General features: G+C 37.0%; 23 protein-coding genes, 2 riboswitches and 1 other annotated feature. Of the genes, 14 read left to right on the forward strand and 9 right to left on the reverse strand.

Annotated features, from left to right (window positions below; all coding sequences use genetic code 11):
* The first annotated feature begins 5 nt into the window (after nt 1-5).
* Both ATZ99_RS07670 and ATZ99_RS07675 read left to right on the forward strand, forming a co-directional pair.
* Nucleotides 6-689, forward strand: a complete 684-nt coding sequence (locus ATZ99_RS07670) for a class D sortase (RefSeq protein WP_068748655.1) — start codon at nt 6-8, stop codon at nt 687-689.
* A 73-nt stretch (nt 690-762) separates the two neighbouring features.
* Nucleotides 763-850: riboswitch (cyclic di-GMP riboswitch) on the forward strand.
* 13 nt (nt 851-863) lie between these two features.
* A complete protein-coding gene (locus tag ATZ99_RS07675) occupies nt 864-1,691 on the forward strand; it encodes a transglutaminase-like domain-containing protein (protein ID WP_068748656.1) in 828 nt (275 codons plus the stop codon).
* Nucleotides 1,692-1,756: 65 nt separating this feature from the next.
* Here the strand turns inward: ATZ99_RS07675 and ATZ99_RS07680 are convergent, their stop codons facing one another.
* Nucleotides 1,757-2,641 (reverse strand): foldase protein PrsA, encoded by an 885-nt coding sequence (locus ATZ99_RS07680; RefSeq protein ID WP_068748657.1) that lies wholly within the window; start codon nt 2,639-2,641, stop codon nt 1,757-1,759.
* Nucleotides 2,642-2,756: 115 nt separating this feature from the next.
* On the opposite strand from ATZ99_RS07680, the gene ATZ99_RS07685 reads away from it, so the two are divergent.
* Complete coding sequence (locus ATZ99_RS07685) at nt 2,757-3,542, forward strand: PhzF family phenazine biosynthesis protein (RefSeq protein ID WP_068748658.1); 786 nt, start codon at nt 2,757-2,759, stop codon at nt 3,540-3,542.
* Here ATZ99_RS07685 and ATZ99_RS07690 read toward each other — a convergent pair.
* Genes ATZ99_RS07690 through ATZ99_RS07705 form a run of 4 tightly spaced genes read right to left on the reverse strand, consistent with a single transcriptional unit; the run spans nt 3,534 to nt 6,534 of the window.
* Nucleotides 3,534-4,313 (reverse strand): TRM11 family SAM-dependent methyltransferase, encoded by a 780-nt coding sequence (locus ATZ99_RS07690; protein WP_068748659.1) that lies wholly within the window; start codon nt 4,311-4,313, stop codon nt 3,534-3,536. The two genes, ATZ99_RS07685 and ATZ99_RS07690, sit on opposite strands and share 9 nt — an antisense overlap.
* Nucleotides 4,301-5,215: a type II restriction endonuclease gene (locus ATZ99_RS07695; RefSeq protein ID WP_068748660.1), complete on the reverse strand. Its 915-nt coding sequence runs from the start codon at nt 5,213-5,215 to the stop codon at nt 4,301-4,303. Before ATZ99_RS07695 ends, ATZ99_RS07690 begins: the two co-directional genes overlap by 13 nt.
* Before the next feature lie 5 nt (nt 5,216-5,220).
* Nucleotides 5,221-6,183 carry a DNA adenine methylase gene (locus ATZ99_RS07700; RefSeq protein ID WP_068748661.1) on the reverse strand — a complete coding sequence of 321 codons (963 nt, stop codon included), beginning with the start codon at nt 6,181-6,183 and terminating at the stop codon, nt 5,221-5,223.
* Complete coding sequence (locus ATZ99_RS07705; protein ID WP_068748662.1) at nt 6,184-6,534, reverse strand: winged helix-turn-helix transcriptional regulator; 351 nt, start codon at nt 6,532-6,534, stop codon at nt 6,184-6,186.
* A 289-nt stretch (nt 6,535-6,823) separates the two neighbouring features.
* Between ATZ99_RS07705 and ATZ99_RS07710 the strand changes: the two genes are divergently transcribed.
* Complete coding sequence (locus tag ATZ99_RS07710) at nt 6,824-7,219, forward strand: pyridoxamine 5'-phosphate oxidase family protein (RefSeq protein WP_068748699.1); 396 nt, start codon at nt 6,824-6,826, stop codon at nt 7,217-7,219.
* Between the two features lie 49 nt (nt 7,220-7,268).
* Here ATZ99_RS07710 and ATZ99_RS07715 read toward each other — a convergent pair whose 3' ends face one another.
* The 3 genes from ATZ99_RS07715 to ATZ99_RS07725 form a co-directional block, all read right to left on the reverse strand.
* Nucleotides 7,269-8,210: a TDT family transporter gene (locus tag ATZ99_RS07715; protein ID WP_068748663.1), complete on the reverse strand. Its 942-nt coding sequence runs from the start codon at nt 8,208-8,210 to the stop codon at nt 7,269-7,271.
* 22 nt (nt 8,211-8,232) lie between these two features.
* Nucleotides 8,233-8,706 (reverse strand): C-GCAxxG-C-C family protein, encoded by a 474-nt coding sequence (locus ATZ99_RS07720; RefSeq protein ID WP_068748664.1) that lies wholly within the window; start codon nt 8,704-8,706, stop codon nt 8,233-8,235.
* Nucleotides 8,707-8,899: 193 nt separating this feature from the next.
* Nucleotides 8,900-9,394 (reverse strand): NUDIX domain-containing protein, encoded by a 495-nt coding sequence (locus tag ATZ99_RS07725; protein ID WP_068748665.1) that lies wholly within the window; start codon nt 9,392-9,394, stop codon nt 8,900-8,902.
* Nucleotides 9,395-9,617: 223 nt separating this feature from the next.
* A riboswitch (Fluoride riboswitch) is annotated at nt 9,618-9,676 on the forward strand.
* Nucleotides 9,677-9,777: 101 nt separating this feature from the next.
* Here ATZ99_RS07725 and ATZ99_RS07730 point away from each other — a divergent pair.
* The 10 genes from ATZ99_RS07730 (at nt 9,778) to aroQ (ending at nt 21,401) form a co-directional block, all read left to right on the forward strand.
* The gene (locus tag ATZ99_RS07730; protein WP_068748666.1) at nt 9,778-11,313 is read left to right on the forward strand and encodes a MutS-related protein; all 1,536 of its coding nucleotides are present in this window, start codon (nt 9,778-9,780) and stop codon (nt 11,311-11,313) included.
* On the forward strand, nt 11,310-12,824 hold the full coding sequence (locus ATZ99_RS07735) for a MutS-related protein (RefSeq protein WP_068748667.1): 1,515 nt from the start codon (nt 11,310-11,312) through the stop codon (nt 12,822-12,824). The genes ATZ99_RS07730 and ATZ99_RS07735 overlap by 4 nt, the downstream gene beginning before the upstream one ends.
* Nucleotides 12,825-12,996: 172 nt before the next feature.
* Nucleotides 12,997-13,240: a binding site (T-box leader), on the forward strand.
* 44 nt (nt 13,241-13,284) lie between these two features.
* A complete protein-coding gene (gene pheA / locus ATZ99_RS07740) occupies nt 13,285-14,154 on the forward strand; it encodes a prephenate dehydratase (RefSeq protein ID WP_068748700.1) in 870 nt (289 codons plus the stop codon).
* Nucleotides 14,151-15,164 carry a 3-deoxy-7-phosphoheptulonate synthase gene (gene aroF, locus ATZ99_RS07745; RefSeq protein ID WP_068748668.1) on the forward strand — a complete coding sequence of 338 codons (1,014 nt, stop codon included), beginning with the start codon at nt 14,151-14,153 and terminating at the stop codon, nt 15,162-15,164. The genes pheA and aroF overlap by 4 nt, the downstream gene beginning before the upstream one ends.
* A gap of 1 nt (nt 15,165) precedes the next feature.
* Complete coding sequence (locus tag ATZ99_RS07750; protein ID WP_068748669.1) at nt 15,166-16,053, forward strand: prephenate dehydrogenase; 888 nt, start codon at nt 15,166-15,168, stop codon at nt 16,051-16,053.
* Complete coding sequence (aroA, locus tag ATZ99_RS07755) at nt 16,037-17,347, forward strand: 3-phosphoshikimate 1-carboxyvinyltransferase (protein WP_068748670.1); 1,311 nt, start codon at nt 16,037-16,039, stop codon at nt 17,345-17,347. Before ATZ99_RS07750 ends, aroA begins: the two co-directional genes overlap by 17 nt.
* Entirely contained in the window at nt 17,334-18,218 is an 885-nt protein-coding gene (locus ATZ99_RS07760) for a shikimate dehydrogenase family protein (RefSeq protein WP_068748671.1), read from the forward strand. Before aroA ends, ATZ99_RS07760 begins: the two co-directional genes overlap by 14 nt.
* Nucleotides 18,218-19,306 (forward strand): chorismate synthase, encoded by a 1,089-nt coding sequence (gene aroC, locus ATZ99_RS07765; RefSeq protein ID WP_068748672.1) that lies wholly within the window; start codon nt 18,218-18,220, stop codon nt 19,304-19,306. The genes ATZ99_RS07760 and aroC overlap by 1 nt, the downstream gene beginning before the upstream one ends.
* On the forward strand, nt 19,300-20,952 hold the full coding sequence (gene aroB / locus ATZ99_RS07770) for a 3-dehydroquinate synthase (RefSeq protein ID WP_068748673.1): 1,653 nt from the start codon (nt 19,300-19,302) through the stop codon (nt 20,950-20,952). Before aroC ends, aroB begins: the two co-directional genes overlap by 7 nt.
* Nucleotides 20,952-21,401 carry a type II 3-dehydroquinate dehydratase gene (aroQ, locus tag ATZ99_RS07775; RefSeq protein ID WP_068748674.1) on the forward strand — a complete coding sequence of 150 codons (450 nt, stop codon included), beginning with the start codon at nt 20,952-20,954 and terminating at the stop codon, nt 21,399-21,401. The genes aroB and aroQ overlap by 1 nt, the downstream gene beginning before the upstream one ends.
* A 7-nt stretch (nt 21,402-21,408) precedes the next feature.
* Here aroQ and ATZ99_RS07780 read toward each other — a convergent pair whose 3' ends face one another.
* Complete coding sequence (locus tag ATZ99_RS07780) at nt 21,409-22,599, reverse strand: MFS transporter (RefSeq protein WP_068748675.1); 1,191 nt, start codon at nt 22,597-22,599, stop codon at nt 21,409-21,411.
* Nucleotides 22,600-22,633 lie beyond the last annotated feature (34 nt).

Genomic DNA, 22,633 nt, shown 5'->3' on the forward strand with positions numbered 1-22,633 from the left:
TAAAAATGAGAAATTTTTCAAAAATATTAATCATTATAGGTATAATTTTAATTTGTATTCCTGCCGGTGCACAAATCGTATACAAATATAACAATAAAAATATTGAGTCTATTTCAACTAAAAAAATTGAAACAGCAATACAAGAAAATATTGATATAATTGAGGAAGGAGAAAATATTCAACTAACCAAGAAAGCTTTGGCAGAGGTAATTAATGAAGCGGTTGATGAAAAAGAAGATAATATCTCACACATAGATGAAAATAATAAAAAAACTAATAATAAAAAGGAGTTTATTTATTTAGGCAATATAGTAATAAAAAAAATAAACTTGGATTTAAAAATTGTTGAAGGTGTGGAAAAATCGGATTTAGCAGTAGGGGCAGGGCATGTACCAAAGACCGCAGGTTTTGGAGAAGAAGGGAACTGCGTACTTCTCGGGCATCGCAGCTCTTCTTACAATAATTTTTTTAGATACATTGATAAACTAAAAGAGGGAGACGAAATTATTATAAAAGACAAAAATGGAAACGAATTTGTCTATATCGTAAGCGGTTCAAAAGTTGTAAAGCCAGAGGATGTAAGCGTTTTATTACCGGCGCCCGGGGAATACAGACTTACCCTTATAACCTGTACCCCAATATATGTTTCCACCCACAGATTGGTTGTAACAGCAAATTTGAAAAAGTAAAAAATTAATAAATATTTCCCGGACCCTATTGTAATATAATATAGGTATAATATAATAGTAATTAGAAAGAAATCCCCGATAAAGGCAAAACCGGCGAAAGCCGGCGACGCAAAGCTAAAGGGCCTAAACCGCCAAAAGCGGCATGGCAGCCAGCTACCGAAAGGATGATTTTTTATGCCTAAAATTTTAATACCCAAAAATTTTAAGACATTTGTTATTTCGGTAGCGATATTTTTATCTTTATTTTTACAAACTGAATCGGTATTTGCGCAAGTGGGAGCCTTAGATATATCTAATATTGATAAAGGGGTAATCGGTTATCATATAGCAGAAAATTCTTCACAAAGTTATATGTTGATGATTAAAAAAGACGATAAAACCTATTATTACTATTTGAATAATGGTAAAAAGGATTACTTTCCTCTTCAAATGGGAAATGGGAAGTATAAAGTGGTTCTTCTCGAAAAAATTTCAGGGAATAAATACAAAGTAGTGCAAAGCGATGAAGTTACGTTAAATATTAAAGACGAAAAACAGGTTTTCCTGAACTCAGTTCAAAATATAAAATGGATGATGGAGGATGCGGCGATAAAAAAAGCAGCAGAACTTACAAAAGGAGTGACAAAAGATTCTGAAAAAATAAAAATAATTTATAATTATATAATAAGCAATTACAAATATGATAAAGAAAAAGCGAAGACGGTTAGCTCGCCGTATATACCTGATATAACTGATATTTTCAACAAAAAGAAAGGTATTTGTTTCGATTACTCTTCGCTATTTGCGGCAATGCTAAGAAGTTTAAATATTCCTGCTAAACTTGTGATGGGGACAAGCAGTTTAACGAAAGACAGTTATCACGCATGGAATGAAGTATATATTTCCGATGCGGGGAAATGGGTAATAATCGATACTACCGTCGATGCCTCTTTTAAAAACGCAAATAAACCTTACAGTATGGAGAAAAGCCCGGATAAATACTTTGCTGATAAAGTGTATTAACCCTGTAAAATATAAAAAAAGGGAGAAAGTTTTATCTTTCTCCCTTTTTTTCACCATTTGTAATCCTAATTCTTGTTTAACAGGTATTCCACATTGTATTTTGAGTATAATTCCTGCATCCACGGATCGTATTCCTGCTGGAATTTCTGATTGAAAAGGATATCCTTTATTTTTTCTTTGCTCTTGTCAAAACTGGCTTCCTGGGCATCCTTTTTTTCTTCCACTTTTATGATATGATAACCGTACTGGGTTTTTACCGGCGAACTTATCTCTCCTACTTTTAGAGAAAAGGCTGCATCTTCAAATTCCTTTACCATATCTCCCCTGCTGAAAAAGCCCAGATCCCCTCCACTTTCCTTGGAGGCGGTATCTTTCGAATACTGTTTTGCGAGTTCTGCAAAATCCTGGCCGTTCTTTAATTTAGCCGATATTTCGTTAGCAAGCTTTTCGTCATCCACTAAAATATGGCGGGCTCTTACCTGTTCCTTTTGAGCAAATTCATCTTTATGCTCATTAAAATAGGATTTCATTTCTTCTTCGGTGATACTGATTCTGGGAGCAATAAGCTTTTTAGTCTTTATACTCATGGCCAAATTCTTTTTATACTCTTCGAAGGAATAACCACCCATTGCTAAGTTTTGTTTAAAAGCGGTTTCACCGCCATAGGCTTCGTATATTTTTTCCAGTTCTTTATTAATATCTTCATCGGTAACAGCGATGTTTTGTTTTTTGGCTTCCAAATCAATAATTTTTTGAGAAATTAAATAATCTAAGGCTTCTTCGCCAATGGTTTTTACCATTAGATCGTATAGTTCATCCTTGCTTATAACTTCTCCGTTTACCTTTGCCACTGCTTCGCTTTTCTTTTCGCTGCAGCCGGCAATTAGACCTATTATCAGGGTAGCAATTATAAAAATAATCGCTGCTTTTTTAAGGGACAAATTTCTCATTTATATTCACGCTCCATATTTTGAATTTTAAAAACCACATATTTATAATATTAACAGAAAGTAGCGGTTTTTTCTATATGTAAATGTATGGCTAAATAAAAAGGAGGAGAAAATTATGAAATTATTTCAGGTGGATGCCTTTGCGGAAAATTTATTTGAAGGTAACCCGGCAGGAGTATGCCTTTTAGAAAAGCAAATTGACCGGGATTTAATGCAAAAAATAGCTATGGAAATGAACCTTTCTGAAACGGCTTTTCTGCTAAAAAAAGAAAGAGGGTATGATTTAAGGTGGTTTACTCCTGAAAGTGAAGTTGACCTTTGCGGACATGCTACCCTTGCCAGCGCTCACATATTATGGGAAGAAGGGTTTTTAGAAAATAATGAGGAAGCTGTTTTTTACACGAAAAGTGGAGTACTAAAAGCCTTCAAAGATAAGGATTACATTATCCTTGATTTTCCATTAGAACCGGCAGAAGCCGCAGAATTAACCGAAGAATTAAAAAAAGCTCTAAAAGTTCCTGTAATTTTTACAGGGAAAAACCGAATGGATTATTTAATTGAAGTAGAAAATGAGGAAAGCGTGAAAAATTTAAAACCCGATTTTGAGATTTTAAAAAAAGTAAATGCAAGAGGAATTATTGTAACCAGTGCATCATCAAATCCTGAATACGATTTTGTTTCCAGGTTTTTCGCACCGGCTGTAGGCATAAATGAGGATCCCGTCACCGGGTCTGCTCATTGCTGTTTAGGTCCTTACTGGAAGGAAAAACTCAATAAAGACAATTTAATAGCATATCAGGCCTCTAAAAGAGGAGGAAAATTAAAGCTGAAAGTTTTAAACGATAGAATATTAATCGGAGGAAAAGCAATTACATTTTTCAGGACTGAAATTCTAAAATAAACGGGAGCTATATTTTATTCTCGCTAATTTTTCTGTTTTTTTAGGTTTTCTGAAGATAAATAAATGTTCATGCATTATTAAATAAAATTTATATTTTTCTACTTGTTTTTCCCAATATGGAGTTGATTTACAATTATGCTGAACTTTTATAATATCTTCTTTTAAAACGAATCCTTGATTTAAAAAAAGTCTCATAACAAAGTATGAAAGAGGGACGTAATGTCCATTCTTTCTGGTATCTCCAATTAATATTGCGCAAAATTTATCGTCTTTTAGTACTCTATATAATTCAATTACCCCCTTTTCCAATTCATTGCAAAATTCTTTAACATCTGCTATATTTGATAAATCTCCTTCGATATTTCCTTTTGAATATTTTATTATATTTAAGTACGGAGGATGAGTTATTATTAAGTCAATACTATTATCATCTATTTCATTCAAATTTCTTACATCTCCTACTTTTACTATCTGTTCATAGGTATTTTCATATTCAAATAATAAATTAATTCTTGTTAGTTCTACACTTTGCGGATTAATATCATAACCAATACCTTTTCTTTTTAATAATTTTGTTTCGATTAAAGTCGTACCGCTACCAACCATAGGGTCAAGTATGATATCTCCTTCATTAGAATATCTTAAAATTATGTTTCTTGGAATTTGCGGAGCGAAATTTCCTCTATAACTTCCGTTGTGTGTAACCCATTTTCCTCTTTCAGGAAAAGACCAAACGGTGGTAATTTCTTTTTTAAATTCTAAATCCTGCATATTATTTCCTCCAATAAGCCAAGTCGTACAAAATGAATGTTTAAGAGATAATCTATTTTATCAAATCCTTTATGTATCTGATTTTTCTGTCCTTTCCATCCTTCACCATCAGTAATCCAGATAAACTTGAATCCATTTTCTTTTAATTCATTTTGCCTTTCTATATAAGAATCAACAATTTCTTGAGGTTTTGAGCCGGTTCCCGAAAAAAAATTAACTTCAATATTGATAATTTTGTTATTTTTGATTAATATAAAATCGGCTTTTCTGTTTTTTATTGAAGGGTTAACTCTTATTTTATATTTATCCTCCAAATATCCAAATTTTTTTTGGAACAAAGGTTTATATCCTAATTTATTTGAAATATTTTCAATTATAGGTTTTAATAATATTTCCATAGCTCTTCCACTTCTATTTTTTCTTGCGTGAGTATCTAAACCTACTTCTACCCCGATTGCATAATCCTGGATACTTTTTGCCCCCATCTCAAGAAAAAATTTTTTTAGCCCAGTTTTATTAAAAAATTCTACCAAATCTTCAATTTCTTTATCTGAAAGGGTTCTGGCATTAAAATCATAATTTACAATACAAAAATCACCACTATTTAAATCTTTAATTATTTTAAGATTTTTTTCTCTTATTGCTAACAATAACGGTATTACGGGTATTACTTGAGGATAATCTTTAAGAATTTTTTTTAAATCCTTTTCAAATTCTTTGCTCCAAATTAAGCTATTAAAAATATTTAGTTCTATTTTAAATTTATTGATATGCTTTTTTATTTTACTCCAATCAGTAAAAAAATCATAGCTTCTGTTTGTATCTATAATTGTTTCATGAAATTTTTCTATAACGCTTTCTTGATCATTCAAATTTAAAAAATCTAAATATAACTTATTCATTCATATCACCTTTCGTAATTTCTTATAATTAATTCATTTATTTCTCCCCGTTTATTTCCATCACTGTTAATATACCTTTTTGCTTTTACCCTTTCGATTATAAATCCGGCATACAATTCATCAAAGAAATTGTCGTTAATATTTTCATTTTTGGGGTCAGAATTGCTGAGTATTAAATAAGCCCCCTTTTTGTCCATTTCTTTAAAAAATTTTGCCAATCGTTTTTGATCATTGTCATCAAAACCGTCCTCGCTGTAGTTTGTAAAATTAGAAGTGTTATTTAACGGACGGTAAGGGGGATCAAGGTAAACCAGTGTATTTTTTTGTATATAATTTTTGCTTTCTTCAAAATCCGAACAGATGATTTCAGTATCTGCTAAAGCTTTATATACTTCTATTAAATTATCTGCATCGCAAATGGTGGGTTTTTTATATTTCCCAAAGGGGACGTTAAATTCTCCTGCTTTATTTAATCTAAATAAACCATTAAAACATGTTTTATTTAAAAATATCATGTATGTTGCTCTAACTATCCAGTCTGAATTATAATTTGAATAATTAAATTCTTTTCTTTGTAAGTTGTAATTTTCTCTTATTTTATAATAGAATTCTTTTCTTTTATCTTCAGAGTAATTAAGATATTCTGTTTCAAGATTACTTAAAAAGTAAATCAACTCATTTATGTTATTTTGAATTACTTTATAACATACAATCAATTCTCTGTTAATATCAAATAAATAAGACTTATTAATTTTAAAATTCTTTTTTAAAAAAAAGAAAAAGGCACCACCACCAACGAAAGGTTCTACATAACTTTCTATTAATCCAGTTTTAATGATTGTTATTGGTAATCTTTTATATAACTCTTTTATTAATTGACTTTTTCCTCCTGCCCATTTTAAAAATGGTTTTGGATTAACATTCCCAATTAATTGTTCATTTGGATTAATTGAATTAATAATGTACATTTACATCCCTTCCCCATTAAATTTTTTCATATTGCTTCCCCAGTGGGCTAAGGCTTTTAGAGCGGGTATGAGTTCTTTACCGTTTTCAGTTAAGGAGTATTCTACCCGCGGCGGGATTTCCATATACTGTTTTCTATTGATTATACCGTCGTTTTCCAGTTCCCTTAGCACCTGGGTTAGCATCATGTTGGTAATAACGTTTATATTTCTTTTCAATTCATTATATCTCATAGTTCCGTTTTTGCTTAAAGCCCATATTACGGGAAGTTTCCATTTGCCGCCTATGAGATTCAATGCATAAGCCAACGGGCTATTATCGTAATTGTTGTTATACGTATTTTTTTCTTCCATTTCAAGCACACTCCAAATACTCAGTTTTTTCATACTAAGTAAGAAAATGCTGCATACTTGTGAAAATTAGAGCAACATATATAATTATAACTGAAAAAAATTTTAAAAACCATAGTCAGGGGTGATAAATTGGATGTAAAGGTTTTAAAGTGAGCCATAAAATCCTGGAAGGTTTTATTACGGTTTTAAGGAAAAGCCATGACAAATACAGGAGCTAAATCATTTGTTTTTATTTAATAATATCAGCAGATATAAAATTAGTAAAGGAGATGTGGATATGAGCAGTGAAATTAAAGAAGTATTGGAGTTTTTAAAAGAAAATCCAACCTTTTATATAGCTACGGTGGAAGGCGATAAACCCAGGGTAAGACCCTTCGGCTTTGTAATGGAACATGAGGGAAAACTTTATTTTTGCACAAATAACCAAAAAAACGTATATAAACAGTTAAAGGAAAAACCTTATTTTGAAATATGCACTGCTGATAAGGAAGGAAGATGGATAAGGCTGAGGGGGAAGGCTGTTTTTAATTCTACCCGGGAGATAAAAGAAAAGGCTTTGGAAATTGCTCCATACTTGAAAACTATGTATTCAGCGGATGACAATCTTTTTGAGCTTTTTTACGTAGAGGATGGAGAAGTTACATTCTGTTCCATGACCGGTGATAATAGGACATTAAAGCTTTAATAAAAAAACCGGCGGAGAAATAATGACGATCATCCGCCGGTTTTTAAATTTAATTTTTTATTGCAATAGTTTCTTTGGGCGATGAAAAGAGGAATATTATATATTTAAATAGCACAAAAACCACCATAATTACTGCCAAAAGAGTAAGAAGATTGACATAGATACTCAAGAAGGTCAGGGTAAATCCTTTTTTAATTAAATACCCGTAGAAATTCTTTGCTGCGATTGCGGTAATAACAAAAGGAAATGTAAAGCAGGAAAAACTGGGATAAAATTTTATTCTAAGCATCCGGGGAAGATAAAACAGGACTCCGATAAAGAATATGGATGATAGAACAAAAAGAAATATTAGGAAGTTCATATTTTTTATATCAAAAGAGCTCATATATCCGGCAATACAGAGGTTTGCAGGTGCGGTGAAAATTGTAATTGATGGAATCGCAGGTTCTGGTAAGTTGGGGTATCTATAAACCCTGTACAAAAGGACGGGCAAAAGTACAAGATAAGAAACAAAAGCGACCCAGAAAATATATCTTCCCATGATGTTCATCCCGTAGGATGGGGCAGGTATAGCGGCCGCTGCTATACCAACGTATACTACGAAAAAGCTTGGAAAAGTCTTTTTGATATCAAAATAAAAAATAAATCTTTTCGTAAAGAAAAGGATATACGATATATGCCCCACCAGTGCAAGGCTCCATAGGATTAAAGCTATTTCAGGGTAATAAGGTTTTACATATGTTGACAATATCATAATCCCCATAAAAAATGTGGGGGCTATTCCGGCTACAAGAGGATTTTCCAGATCTTTCAGTATTTCTTGTGGAATTAAAAGGATTTTGATAATTAATAGAAATAAAATTAAAAAAGAAATTGTCCCCAGCAAAGTTTTATAAATAGTTCCATAGGAAGAAAGAAAATTTCCCAGTGAAGCTAATGCCAGCATTAATCCAGAAATGGGAATGGGAACTTTCTTTATTAGCTCCTTCATGGTGTAACCTCCGGTATAAACTTTAAGAATTTTTGCATGCTATTTTATTAGAGATTTCCGGGTCTTCAAGGAATTTTGAGGCAATCCATGCCGCTACCTCGCCGGTGATTTTTACGCAATGAGATTTCCTTTCAGGGCTTGTGAATTCATAATTTCTTATAAGCACCCTGCAGCAGGTGCTGCCGTAAAGATTTTTTATATAATCGTGAAGGGCGGAAGCTGCAGGGAACATTTTTTCAGGCATTGGTTCTTTATAAACCCTTCCATAAGCCATTCCAAGGGCCATCACTCCGCCGCTTACAGCTCCGCAAAGACAGCCGGATTTACCAATACCTATGGGGAATCCGGATGCCATTTTCACCACCTCTTCCGGGTATGGCCACTCCAGGAGCTCATTAATTGTATGCACTACCGCTTCCGAGCAGAAAAACTCTCCTCTTTGAAAATATCCTTCAGCCTTTTCTCTAACTTCTTTAATAATTGAATCTTTATTCATAATGTTCCTCCTTTCACATATTCCTGTATAATTATATCAATCTTAAACCTTACAAATCATTTAAATTCCGAATACAAAATACAAAACCGATTTATTTTATATATAGAAAGAATATTTGGCAACATATATAATTTAAAACAATTCCTTTTTTCTTTTATTCATAATATCACCTTTTATATAGAAGTATTAAATATCATGTAGAAATATCTTTCCACATGTTTTTTAAATAGACTCTCCGAAATTTTTCTCCTTCATATATACGCTTGATGTATGTTTTTATATCTGGCAATAAAGTGATTTCATTTATTTTTGACAAAGGAACGAAGGAAGGCATATCAAATTTTTCATCAGGTAAAGGCTGTTTTGGTTTTATTACCTCTCCGTTTATTCTTTTTGCCGCAAAAAAGAAATTAACTATATGTCGATTTCCGTCAGGCCAAATGGTTTCACCAAAAAATAATAATGGGCCTATTTCTACGACTATACCAGTTTCTTCAAGAGTTTCACGTTTAGCACAAGCTTCTAATGTCTCTCCATGTAAAACTTCTCCTCCAGGGAACACCCAGTAGTCTTTAATTACATTGGAATTTTTATAATGTGGTTTATACATACGTATTGATAAATTGTGATGTATAAGAAGTATCTTCTCATTTTCTATCAAGACAATTCCTGCTCTTAATTTTATCATTACAAAACCCTCCCCCAAAAATTGTAGCTCCTACCAAAATCAGTTTTGGTAGGAGCTATTAGCCTTCCGGCACATAAGCGAGCTCCATCGCTGGCTATATTATATTTTTACTATTATAATAAAATTTAAACATGTATTTGTGGATTTGTCAAATTTAAAAACTTTTATTTTATATTGATATTTTATTTTTTTTCTGTATAATAATAATAAAATGCAATATAATTAAAAGTATGGTGATGGAGCTCACCATAAAAGCAGTATGCTGATGGCTCCTGCTATATCACGGATATAGTAGGAGCCATTTTATATTTTTTTAAATTATTGCGCAAACTTTTTTTAAGCCAGAAAATGCATCCGCGTCATGGCATGGAGGTGGTTCTTCTATGACTTTCCACAGCATACTATTTAAAAGAACTGAAGACAGTACAAAAAAAGAAACACTTGAAGCGCCTGACTTTTTTGCGGATTTAAACCTTGACCAGATTGTAGACGCAATCACGGCCGGCAGGGAGGAATATAATTTAAAACCGTTTTTTTACACTCCTTTGAACGATATCGGTGCAATCAAGTATCGTCAGGATATAATGCGGGATCTTGAAAATAAAATTCTGTTTGAAAATGTAAAATCATTTGCCCAAAAAATGCGTATAATGCGAGAACATCTTGCACGGGTAGGAAAACTTTACTATAAATACCAGAAGGAACGATGGTTTTTAGATGCTGTAGAAATTTATTGCGATGCCGTTAATTGCTTAGCCCATGACTTGAGCCTTATAGATTTAAAATCCGACGGTTTTTTAGCCTTCCGCGAATATTTGACAAACTATACCAATTCCGATCGTTTTAAGTTACTTCTGGAGGAAACGAAAAGGCTTAAAGACGATTTGGCCACGGTAAAGTATTGCCTGATCATCAAAGGTAACTGTATCAAGGTTCGTAAATATGAATCTGAAATTGATAACAGTGCGGAAGTGGAGAAAACATTCGAGAGATTCAAACAGGGGGCTGTAAAAGATTATAGAGTTGAATTTTCTGACTATCCGGAAATGAACCATGTGGAAGCGGAAATACTTAATTTGGTAGCTAAATTATATCCGGATATTTTTTTAAGTCTTGATAAATTTTGTGCGAGAAACACTAATTTTATGGATGAAACTATAGCCGTATTTGATAGGGAAATACAATTTTATATCGCCTATTTAGAGTATACTGATAATTTTAAACGAGCAGGACTTAAATTTTGCTATCCGCAAATTTCCGATAAAATCAAGGAAGTTTGTAGTTACGAAGGATTTGATCTGGCTCTGGCTTATAAACTCATCAATGAAAACTCAACCATCGTCTGTAATGATTTTTACTTAAAAGGCAAAGAACGAATATTTGTGGTAACTGGACCTAACCAGGGCGGTAAAACGACCTTTGCCCGCACTTTCGGCCAATTACATTATCTTGCAAGTTTAGGGTGTGCCGTTCCCGGCAGAGAAGCGCAACTTTTTTTATTCGACAGGCTTTTTACACATTTTGAAAGGGAAGAAAATATAAAAGATCTCAGGGGCAAACTGGAAGATGAACTGATAAGAATTTACCACATTTTAAATCAGGCCACATCAAACAGCATTATCATAATTAACGAAATTTTTACTTCTACCACATTAAAAGACGCTATTTTCCTGAGCAAAAAAATAATGGAAAAAATAATCCATAAGGATTTGATTTGCGTCTGGGTAACATTCGTATATGAATTGGCTTTTATTAGCGAGAAAATCGTAAGCATGGTCGGTACGGTAGTGCCAGAAAACCCGGCACTCAGAACATATAAAATTTTAAGGAAGCCTCCGGATGGACTTTCATATGCAATATCCATCGCTGAAAAGTACCGGCTCACATATGATCATATAAAGGAGCGTATAAAATCATGAAGGTTTATCTCATGTATAAGGATCATAATTTTGATTTTCAGCAAAAATTACCCTGGAATGAGCAAATATTGATACAAGACTTAGAACTAAACACATTGTTCAACGCCATGGCACTTGGTGACAAATTCTTATTTGAAGTGGCAAAGAAAGCTGTTTTGTCTGGCTTAAATAGTAGTCTGGATACAATACTTTATCGACAAGATATTCTTAGGGATTGTTTTAAAAATTCTTTTATTGTCAGAAATATTTACAATATTGCGGTGGAATCAATTGAAAGAGAGAAAAAACATTATTTTGGCATTTTTAGCAAATATCCCGAATACATACTGGATAGATCGATAGAAGTATTACAGATGTTTATGGAAATGCTCAAAAAACTAAAAACTATCGCTGATGAACATGCGGATAAATTTGAGTCTGAGGGCTTTACAGCATTTTTTACAATGCTCAAAGAAGAACTTGATGACGAATTTTTCGATAGCGTTCAGAATCACCTAAAGGAACTGAAATTTGATGAAGGAATTTTGATCAGCGCTGAATTAGGGAAAGGCAATAAGGGTATCAATTACACGCTTCGTAAACCTAAAACCAAAAAACAAAGTTGGATAGAAAGGTTTTTTATCCCAAAAACACCCATTTACTCTTTTCAAATTCACAGCCGTGATGAAAGCGGCGCCAGGGCCTTGTCTGAATTAAAAGAGAGAGGGATCAACCTTGTTGCCAATGCGCTTGCTCAATCAAACGATCATATTCTTGGTTTTTTTAACGTATTGCGGACCGAGTTGGCCTTTTATATAGGTTGTTTAAATTTATACGAACAACTTTCCCAAATAGGGGAACCGGTCTGTTTTCCCCTGCCTGTAGCTTCTTATGAGCGTAAGTCTTCTTTTAAAGGGTTATATGATGTTAGTCTTGCATTAACGATGAAACAAAAAATTGTGGACAATGATTTGAATGCCGACAATAAAGACCTTGTGATAATCACTGGTGCAAATCAGGGCGGCAAATCAACATTTTTAAGAAGCATAGGTTTGGCTCAATTGATGATGCAATGCGGTATGTTTGTACCGGCTGAGTATTTCTGTGCTAATATCTGCGATGGCCTTTTCACACACTACAAACGGAAAGAAGATGCTACTATGAAAAGCGGCAAGCTTGATGAAGAACTCAGCAGAATGAGAGACATTGTTGAACATATAACTCCAAATTCCATAGTGCTGTTTAATGAATCCTTTGCCGCGACAAACGAAAGAGAAGGTTCGGAGATTGCAAGGCAAATAATCTGCGCATTATTAGAAAAAGGAATTAAAATTTTCTTCGTCACGCATTTATATGAATTTGCCCATAGTTTTTGTGAAAAAAAGATGAAAAATGTTATTTTTTTGCGGGCGGAAAGACAAAATGATGGAAAACGAACTTTTAAAATAATTGAAGGGGAACCACTGCAAACGAGTTTCGGTGAAGATTTATATAACAGGATATTCGGAACAGACAAATTAACACGATGTTAATTTTAAACAAGAAGCTTTTTGCCAACCAACATCATATCGGATTTCATGCTATGGTTCAACTACTTTTTGGTGTCGCATTTAATTTTACAATTAATCTAACTACAAAAATTTTTAATTCCTATTGACAAATATGGAAAATCTTTATATAATTTTACCCAATAAAAATGAAAAGAAAAAAGCTGTGATGGAGGAAAGTAAGTTGACTCTCGATTTACAGCGAGCCGGGCGGGTGAGAGCCGGCATGAAGGAGTCTTCCGAAGTTCCCTCCGGAGCTGTGGGCTGAAATTAAGTAGGCTTCAACGGTGCCTCAGCCGTTAAAATGAGGCGGGTATAAAAGCTTTCTGCTTCGTACCCGAAAAATGAGCGGGCTTTTAAGGCCAATTAGGGTGGTACCGCGGGAAAAACTCGCCCCTTTTGTGGGCGGTTTTTTTTTTACACTTTTTTGAAAGAAGGGGATATAATGATAAAAGTTGGATACCTTGGACCGGCAGGCAGTTTTTCGGAAGAAGCGGCAAATATATACATTGAAAAATCTGAGAAATATGAAAAAATTGAATATCCCAATATACAATCTCTGGTAGCCGATATAGGGATTAATATAGATGAAGCGATTGTTCCCTTAGAGAATTCTATCGAAGGTTCGGTAAATATTACCATCGACTTGCTGATAAAGGAAAAAGATATAAAAATAAAGGGAGAAATAGTAATGCCCGTAAAACACTGCCTTTTTGCCAGGAAAATGTATCCTCTTGAAAATATAAAGATAGTTTACTCTCATCCTCAAGCCCTTTACCAGTGCAGGAAATTTTTATATAGTAGAATGCCGGGGGCAATGATCAAAGAGAGCGAGAGCACATCCCGGGCAGCAAAAAAAGTGCTTCAATCTAAAATTCCCTGCGCAGCCATAGGAAGCAGGAGGTTAGCTGAAATTTACAATCTCTTGATGCTGGCTGAGGACATTCAGGATTGTGCTGAAAACTACACAAGGTTTATCGTTCTTTCGAGAAATGATGAATCTGCCACGGGAAGCGATAAAACATCACTGGTGTTTTCCACGGAAAATAAACCGGGGAGGCTTTATAAAGTCCTCGGATTTTTCGCAGAAGAAAATATTAACCTTACAAAAATAGAGTCGAGGCCTTCAAAGAGGATTCTTGGAGAATATATCTTTTTTCTTGAAGTTGAAGGGCACAGAGAGGACAAAATATTAAAGGAAGTTCTCGAAAAGGTGAAGAAAAACTCTACTTTTTATAAACTGCTCGGTTCATACCCGAAAGGAAAAGAATATTATCCCCCCTCGGGGGGAGAGCAAAAGGAGGTAAAGCCATGATCATAGTGATGCAGAAAAATGCTACCGAAGAACAAATAAAAAAGGTTTGCGAGGTGGTTGAAAATGCCGGGCTCGGGGTTCATATTTCAAAAGGAACGGATGTCACGGTTATAGGCGTAATAGGCGACAGGAGAAAGCTGCAGGATAAACCTATCGAGCTTTTAGATGGAGTGGAAAAGACGGTGCCAATAATGGAACCGTATAAACTTGCCAGCAGAAGCTTTAAACCCGAATCCACGGTGGTAAAGGTAGGAGATGTGGAAATAGGAAGCAACAACTTTATTATAATTGCGGGCCCCTGTGCAGTAGAAAGCGAAGAACAGCTTATAGAAACGGCTCAAATTGTAAAAAAATGCGGGGCAAAAATCTTAAGGGGCGGTGCATATAAGCCCAGGACATCTCCTTACTCCTTTCAGGGCATCGGCGAAGAGGGATTAAAAATCCTTGCAAAAGCCAGGGAAATAACCGGGCTTCCGGTAGTAACGGAAGTGATGAGCACAGAGGCTGTGAAACTTGTATCCCACTACGCCGATATCCTTCAAATTGGAGCTCGCAACATGCAGAACTTCGAGCTTCTAAAAGAAGCGGGGAAAACAGGCAAGCCCGTTCTTTTAAAAAGAGGCATAGCTGCCACCATTGAAGAATGGCTTAATGCTGCCGAATACATCATGAACGAGGGTAACTTTAATGTAATTTTATGCGAAAGGGGAATAAGAACTTACGAAACTATGACGAGAAATACCCTGGATATAAGCGCCGTGCCTATTATAAAGCATATTAGCCATTTACCTATTATAGTTGATCCCAGCCACGGCACCGGCAGCTGGCGCTGGGTAGCCCCAATGAGCAGGGCGGCACTGGCTGCAGGAGCCGACGGGCTTATGATAGAAGTGCACCCCAACCCCAAAGAAGCCCTTTCGGATGGACCTCAATCGCTGAATCCCGAAAAATTTGAGCATTTATGCCGGGAATTAAAAACCTTTGCTCCTATTATGGGAAGGACGCTTTAATATGAGCGTAAAGGAAATAGCTGTAGCAGGATTGGGCTTAATAGGGGGGTCCATCGCAAAGGCTTTTAAATTACTGGGTTATGATGTAATAGGTGTGGATAGGGCTGATGAGACATTACAACAGGCCTTAAAAGACAATGTTATCTCTAAGGACAGTTTTAATATAAACACCGGTGATGAAAAGCTCTTTGAAGCGTTAAGGAGAGCCGATGCGGTGTTCGTATGCACACCGGTTTTCAGAATAGTTTCCACAATAGAAAAAATCCAGCCTTTTTTAAAAGAGGGCTGTATAATTACTGACACGGGGAGCACAAAAAGGCAAATAGTGAAATCGGCTCAAAAGGTAGTAAAAGAGAAAATTTATTTTATCGGAGGGCATCCCATGGCGGGTTCCCACGAAAGCGGGTATGGAGGTAGCAACGAAAATTTATTCAAAGGATGTGCCTGGATATTGACTCCTAATAACGATACACCGGATAAAATCCTGGAAGAATTAATATCCCTCATTAAAGCGCTGGGGGCTACGGTATATATTCTTTCACCCCTGGAACACGATAAAGTAGTTGCAGCGGTGAGCCATCTTCCCCAGGTAGTTGCTACCTGCCTGGGGAACACCTTGAGCGAAGTAAACGAAAACGGTAAAATTCTTAAATTCGCCGGAAGGGGATTGAAGGATACCACGAGAATTGCCCGCTCATCGCCGGAAATATGGGTGGATATATTGCTCAGTAACCGGGATGAATTAATCAACTTAATTTCGATTTTTATTGACAAACTGGAACATATAAGAAATTATTTAGAAAAAGAAGACGATAAAAGGATTAAAAACTTTCTTTTTAAAGCCCGGGAATATCTAAAAAGGGGTGAACAGGGTGGATGTGCTGATTGAAGGGAAAAAAGTAATAAAAGGGACAATTACCCCTCCTCCGGATAAATCTATTTCCCACAGAGGCGTGATTCTGGGGGCTATTTCCGAAGGAATTACGAGGATAGAAAGGTTTTTGCCCGCCGAAGACTGTATAAGGACGGTAGATTGTTTCAGGAAAATGGGCGTTGATATAAAATTTGTCAATGAAACGACTTTGATAATAAAGGGTGCAGGGCTAAAAGGGCTGAAAAAACCGGAAACTATTTTGGATGCCGGGAACTCGGGGACCACCATGAGGCTCCTTTCAGGGATTTTAGCCGGACAGGATTTTGAAGCGATTATTACAGGGGATGAATCCTTAAAGAAAAGGCCCATGGAAAGGGTGGCATTACCCCTTCGACAAATGGGAGCTAAGGTAGAATGCACTGTAGACGGTAAGTTTGCGCCGCTTAAAATACGGGGTGGCCGGCTTAAAGGGATAAGTTATGAAATGCCGGTGGCCAGCGCCCAGGTAAAATCGGCGGTATTGCTGGCAGGTTTATACGCCGAAGGAGAAACCACCGTCGTAGAAAAACATAAAACCCGGGACCATACGGAAAGGATGCTTTTGTACTTTGGTGGAAACATTACTGTTAAAGGTAATCAAGTTACGGTAGCACCGGTAGAAAAACTTACCGGAAACGATTTAGTGGTGCCCGGTGATATATCTTCTGCAGCCTTTTTTCTGGTGGCTGCGGCTATAAACGAAGGCTCAAAGCTTTTAATAAGGGATGTGGGGCTGAACCCTACGCGGACAGGTATAATCGATGTGCTTTTAAATATGGGATGCAGCCTTAAAGTATTAAATGAAAGGGAACTAAACGGCGAAAAAATTGCCGATATATTAATTGAAGGCGGAGGTTTGAAGGGCACCCGGGTGGAAGGCGATATTATCCCGAGACTTATCGATGAAATACCTGTCATTGCGGTGGCTGCCTGCTTTGCAGAAGGGGAAACGGTTATAAAAAATGCATCGGAGCTTCGGGTAAAGGAAAGTGACAGGATAAAAGCTATTGTTGAAAACCTAAGGCGTTTTGGGGCAAAAATCGAAGAACTGGAAGACGGCATGGTAATTGAGGGTAACAAAAACCTTAAACCCGCCGAAGTGGAAAGCTTTAAAGACCACCGAATAGCCATGGCTATGGCGGTCGCGGCAATTTCGATAAAAGGCATATCGAAGATAAAGAATGCCGACTGCGTAAAAATATCCTTTCCGGGTTTTTTTGATATACTCAATAATGTGGTAAAAGGGGGCGACGCGGATGGGCAATTTTGATATAAAAAACCTCCCCGAACTTGCGGTAATTGGGTGGCCGCTTTTGAAAACTTTTTCTCCTCCAATGCAAAATGCAGCGTTGAAGGAATTGCAGATACCCTGGAGGTACGAACCCATCCCGGTGCCGCAGGAAGAATTAAAGGAATTTTTTCATTTGGCTTCTCAAAAAATGGTAGGGTTTAACGTCACCATGCCCCATAAAGGCGATGCATATAAATTTTGCGATACCGTTGATGATTTTGCTCAAAAGAGTTTATCAGTAAATACAGTGGTATTTGAAAGAAAGGATGGTAAAACCCTTATAAAAGGTTACAACACCGATGCCCCGGGGCTTTTAAAATCCCTTTCGAAAAGAGCAAAAGAAGATTTTAAATCCGATGTAGCCGTTATATTCGGTGCAGGGGGAGCTGCCGCCGGATGTGCTGCAGCCCTCGCTTTTTCGGGAACGACAAGAATAGCATTGGTAAACCGCAATGTAGAAAAAGCAAAAAATATGGCCGACAATTTAAAAACCAAATTTGATGGGGTAGAATTTTTAGCCCTTGGTGTTGAAGAAAAAGAAAAAATTTCCGAAACCCTGAAGGATTCACAACTTATAGTCAGCTGTATTCCAGAAAAAGGAGCTTACTTATATGAGGAGTTTCTCCAAACAACAGGAAAAACGGGAAAAATATACTGCGATTTGAGCTATGGGGAAAATCCCGGAAGGTTATTTAAAAAAGCTGCTAAGGAAGGTTTTATAACGGTGAGCGGACTTGAAGTGCTTCTCTGGCAGGGAGTTTTTGCCTTTGAAATATTTACGGGTAAAAAGGCACCTGCTGATGTCATGAGAAAAGCACTGGAAAGCATAGCGGGAAGCTGGTGGTTTTAATGCTGAGATTTTTAACGGCCGGAGAGTCCCACGGTAAAGGATTGGTGGCTATTCTGGAAGGCATGCCCGCCGGAATTGATGTGTATGAAAAAGAGCTTTTATCGGAGCTTTCCAGGAGAAGAAAGGGTTACGGAAGGGGCAAAAGGGCAAATATAGAGGACGACGAGTTTGAAATAATATCGGGGGTTTCAAACGGTAAAACAACGGGTGCTCCTATTGCCGTGGTATTGAAAAATAAAGATTACGAAAACTGGAAGGGAAAATACGTGCCCATATTTTCACCCCGCCCCGGTCATGCGGATTATCCCGGAGCTTTAAAATACGGGTTCAAAGACGCAAGACCCGTAGCCGAAAGGGCAAGCGCCAGGGAGACTGCAGCGAGGGTTGCCTGCGGGTATTTTGCAAAAAAACTCTTAGAAAAAGCCGGGGTAAGGGTGGTAAGCTGGGTTATCAGCATCGGAGAAATTTTTGCAAATCTTCCTTCCGAAGAAGAAAGGATGAAAGACGAAAAGACCGCTTTTTACCTTTTTGAACTTGCGGAGAAGTCCGAGGTGAGGTGTCCAGACCTTACAGCTTCTCAAAAAATGAAGGAAATAATAGATGAAGCAAGAGAAAAAGGTGATACCCTGGGCGGGGTTTTTGAAGTGGCTGCGGTAAATGCGCCCGCAGGGCTCGGCAGTTTCGTCCACTGGGATAGAAGGCTGGATGCAAGGCTTTCGACGGCGGTTATGAGCATCCCGGGGATAAAGGGAGTGGAAATAGGCCTTGGATTTAAGGTGGCAAACCTTTTTGGAAGTAAAGCCCAAGATATAATAGGCGGCGAAAAAAGGCTGACGAATAATGCGGGGGGAATAGAAGGCGGAATGAGCAACGGCGAAATGATTTTTTTAAGGGCTGCCATGAAGCCAATACCCACCCTTCAAAACCCTCTGCCGTCGGTAGATTTAAGGACTATGGAAAAAACCTTGGCTCACGCAGAAAGGTCCGATGTATGCGCGGTAGGCTCCGCTGCTGTGGTGGCCGAATCCATGGTAGCCCTGGTTTTGGCCGATGCTCTGCTGGAAGAGAGGGGAGGCAGTCGATGGTAGAAAAAAACATAATTTTAAGTGGCCTTTCGGGAAGTGGGAAAACTACCGTAGGTAAGATTATAGCAAAAAAGCTAAAAAGGCCTTTTTTAGACCTGGATATATTAATTGAAGAAACCGAAAGGATGACCATTCCGGAGATATTTCAAAAATTTGGTGAAGAAAAATTCAGGGAAATAGAATCCAAGCTCACAATAAAAGTCGCGGAACTCAGGAATTCGGTTATCGCGCTGGGAGGGGGGACGCTGATGCGGCCTCAAAATAGAGAAAGTTTAAAGAAAAACGGTAACGTAGTGTTTTTAAATCCTCCTTTGGATACCCTGTTAAAGCGCCTGCAGGGAGATGACACGAGGCCCCTTTTAAAAGCCGAAGATATTAAAGAGAAAAAGGAAAAATTAAAAAAGCTATACGAGGAAAGGATAAATACCTATCTTAAAAGTGCTGATTTGGTAGTAGAAGGGGATGAAAATCCAGAAAGAACTGCTGATAAAATACTTGAAAAACTTTTTTTGCAGGCAAAGGAAGAACATGATTTTTCAATTATTGATAAGATTATTGTAAAAACCGAATCCAAAAATTACGAGGTAGTTGTGGGATATAAAATTTTAAATAAAGTGTTAACAGATTATATAAAGAGAAATAATTTTTCCAGTATTGTGATAGTAACAAGCCCGTTAATAAATCAGCTTTTCGGTGTTCCTTTGAAGGAGGTCTTTATAGAAAAAGGAATTGATATAAAAACCGTTTTTATAGAAGATGTGGAAGAAAAAAAGGATATAAGTACCCTTTCAAAAATATACGATGAATTTATAAAGCTCGGGGTTGATAGAAAGTCTTTGATAATTGCCCTGGGAGGCGGAATAACCGGCGATGTAGCAGGTTTTGCCGCAGCCACTTATATGCGAGGGATAAAGTGGGTATATGTTCCCACTACCCTTTTGGCTCAGGTGGACGCCAGTGTTGGCGGCAAAGTGGCGGTAAACTACAGAGAAGGGAAAAACCTCATAGGGGCGTTTTACCAGCCGGACTTGGTGATTACCGATATAAGCCATATTTTTACCCTCCCCGATAAAATTTTCAGCGACGGAATGGCGGAGGTAATAAAAACGGCTATTTTACAGGGAGGGCTTTTTAAAAACATAGAAGAAAATGCTATAAAAATAAAGGAAAGAGCCCCTGATACCCTTTTCAATATCGTTTATGAATGTATTAAGTTCAAAAAAGAAATAGTAAAAAAAGATGAGAGGGATGAAGACAAGAGGATGGTATTAAACCTTGGCCACACCTTCGGGCACGCATTGGAAGCGGCCTCGGGATATAAAATTAGCCACGGGCAGGCGGTATCAATTGGTACCGTAATGGCCTTTAAGCTTTCCCTTTTATTGGGCAATAACATTCAAAAGGAGCTTGAAAGGGTTAAGAAACTCTTATCCTTTTTTGACCTGCCGGTATCAGTAAAGGAGCTGCCCTATAAAATAGAGGAAGAAGAAATTTTAAACTTTCTTTTAAAGGATAAAAAAGCTGTAGCGGGAAGGCCAAGATTTATAGTTCCTTACGACATTGGAGATGTAAGGGTTGTCGAAAAGCTTCCGGGAGATCTGAAAATCCTGTTGAAAAATGCAATGGATGAAAAAGGAGGGAAAAACTGATGAAAATCCTGGTGATTCACGGGCCAAACCTTAATTTGCTGGGAACAAGGGAACCCCATATATATGGCATGACAACCCTCGAGGAAATTAACAAAATGATAATGAAAAAAGCCAGGGAATTGGATGTGGAAGTCCGCATAGTGCAGTATAACTCCGAAGGGGATATTATAGATGAGATTCAAAGCGCAAAGGAATGGGCTTGCGGCATAGTGATAAACGCCGGTGCATACACTCACTACAGCATCGCCATAAGGGACGCCCTGTGTTCAGCAGATCTTCCTGCGGTGGAGGTGCATGTATCGAATACCTTCTCCCGGGAAAAATTCAGGCATAAATCGGTAATAAGCCCTGTGGTAAACGGCGTCATCGTAGGGCTCGGGCCTTACGGTTATCTGTATGCCCTGGATTATTTAGTAAACAATGCAAGGGTAAATACAGCAAAAACATAAAAAAAGGTTAAGCCTCATCTTCGACAAAAAATATTAAAAGTCCTCCTAAAATAGACATTGCGGCGGCTACATAATACGCCGATACCAGCGAACCTGTTATATCCTTTAAATACCCGGTGATAATTGGAGCAACCACAGCCGACATCATACCTATAAAATTAAAAATTCCCATGGCAGTACCCATCGCATCTTTATCAATGGCTGCTGCATGATTGCCTGCCCAGGCTACCGCGATGGGGTCCCAGGAGGACTTACCCACAATTCCGTAAGCCACCAGGCATAGTATTATAGAAAAAGCAGAACGGGCATAAGTCATTAAGAATATTGTAAAAGCTCCTAATGGAAATAGCATTAGGGCTATTTTTTTTCGCCCAAATTTGTCCGAAATCCTTCCAATAAAAAGACTTGGTAGGACAGCACTTATTCCAACTATGGCGACAAAAAGGCCTGCAAGTTGCATGCTGATTCCCCGTTCTTCTTGGAAGAAGGTGGCACCCCAGGTAACTGCAGTCCAGTATTCATACAGGGCACAGAACTGGGCGAGAGTAATAAACAAAAAGTTTTTATTTTTTAATATTTTAATAAGGGGAAAAGATTTAAGACTATCTTTGCTGATTTTATCCGCATTAGGCAGGATTTTTGTAAAAACAAGGGCTGTTAAGATTGTAAATAATCCTAATGCCGTAAAGATTCCAGAATAGCTTTTGAATTTTAAATATAAAGGGCCGCTTATAGCAAGGCCTATTACAAGTCCCAAGGACATTCCAAGGTTTATTATAGCTGCAGATATACCCCAATTTTTAGAATCCGTGGCATTCATCATTATGCCGTAAGCGCAGGGGTAAAAAGCCCCCGCTCCAAGACCGTGTAAAGCGGTAAAAAGCAGTAATAGAAAGTAACTTCGGGCAAACAATCCAAAACTCAGTAAACCGGTTCCCGCTATTAAAAAAGTGATTATTAATAGCTTCTTTTTTCCTATTTTATCTGCCAGCATACCTGCGGGAATTTGCATTGCCACGTATACCAAAAAGTAACTTCCAGTAATGGTACCCAGTAAAGTGCTGCTGAGATTAAAATCTTTTCCAATAACCGAAAGAAGCGGATAAAGTGATGTCCTGTCTGCGTATATTAACGTCCATCCCAAGCATAAGGCTATTAATATTAATAATGAGCTTTTATTCGTTTCAGTATTATTCATTAAATTTTCACCCCGATATATTATACAAAAATAT

Source organism: Thermovenabulum gondwanense (assembly GCF_001601575.1).
Taxonomy (GTDB): domain Bacteria; phylum Bacillota; class Thermosediminibacteria; order Thermosediminibacterales; family Thermosediminibacteraceae; genus Thermovenabulum; species Thermovenabulum gondwanense.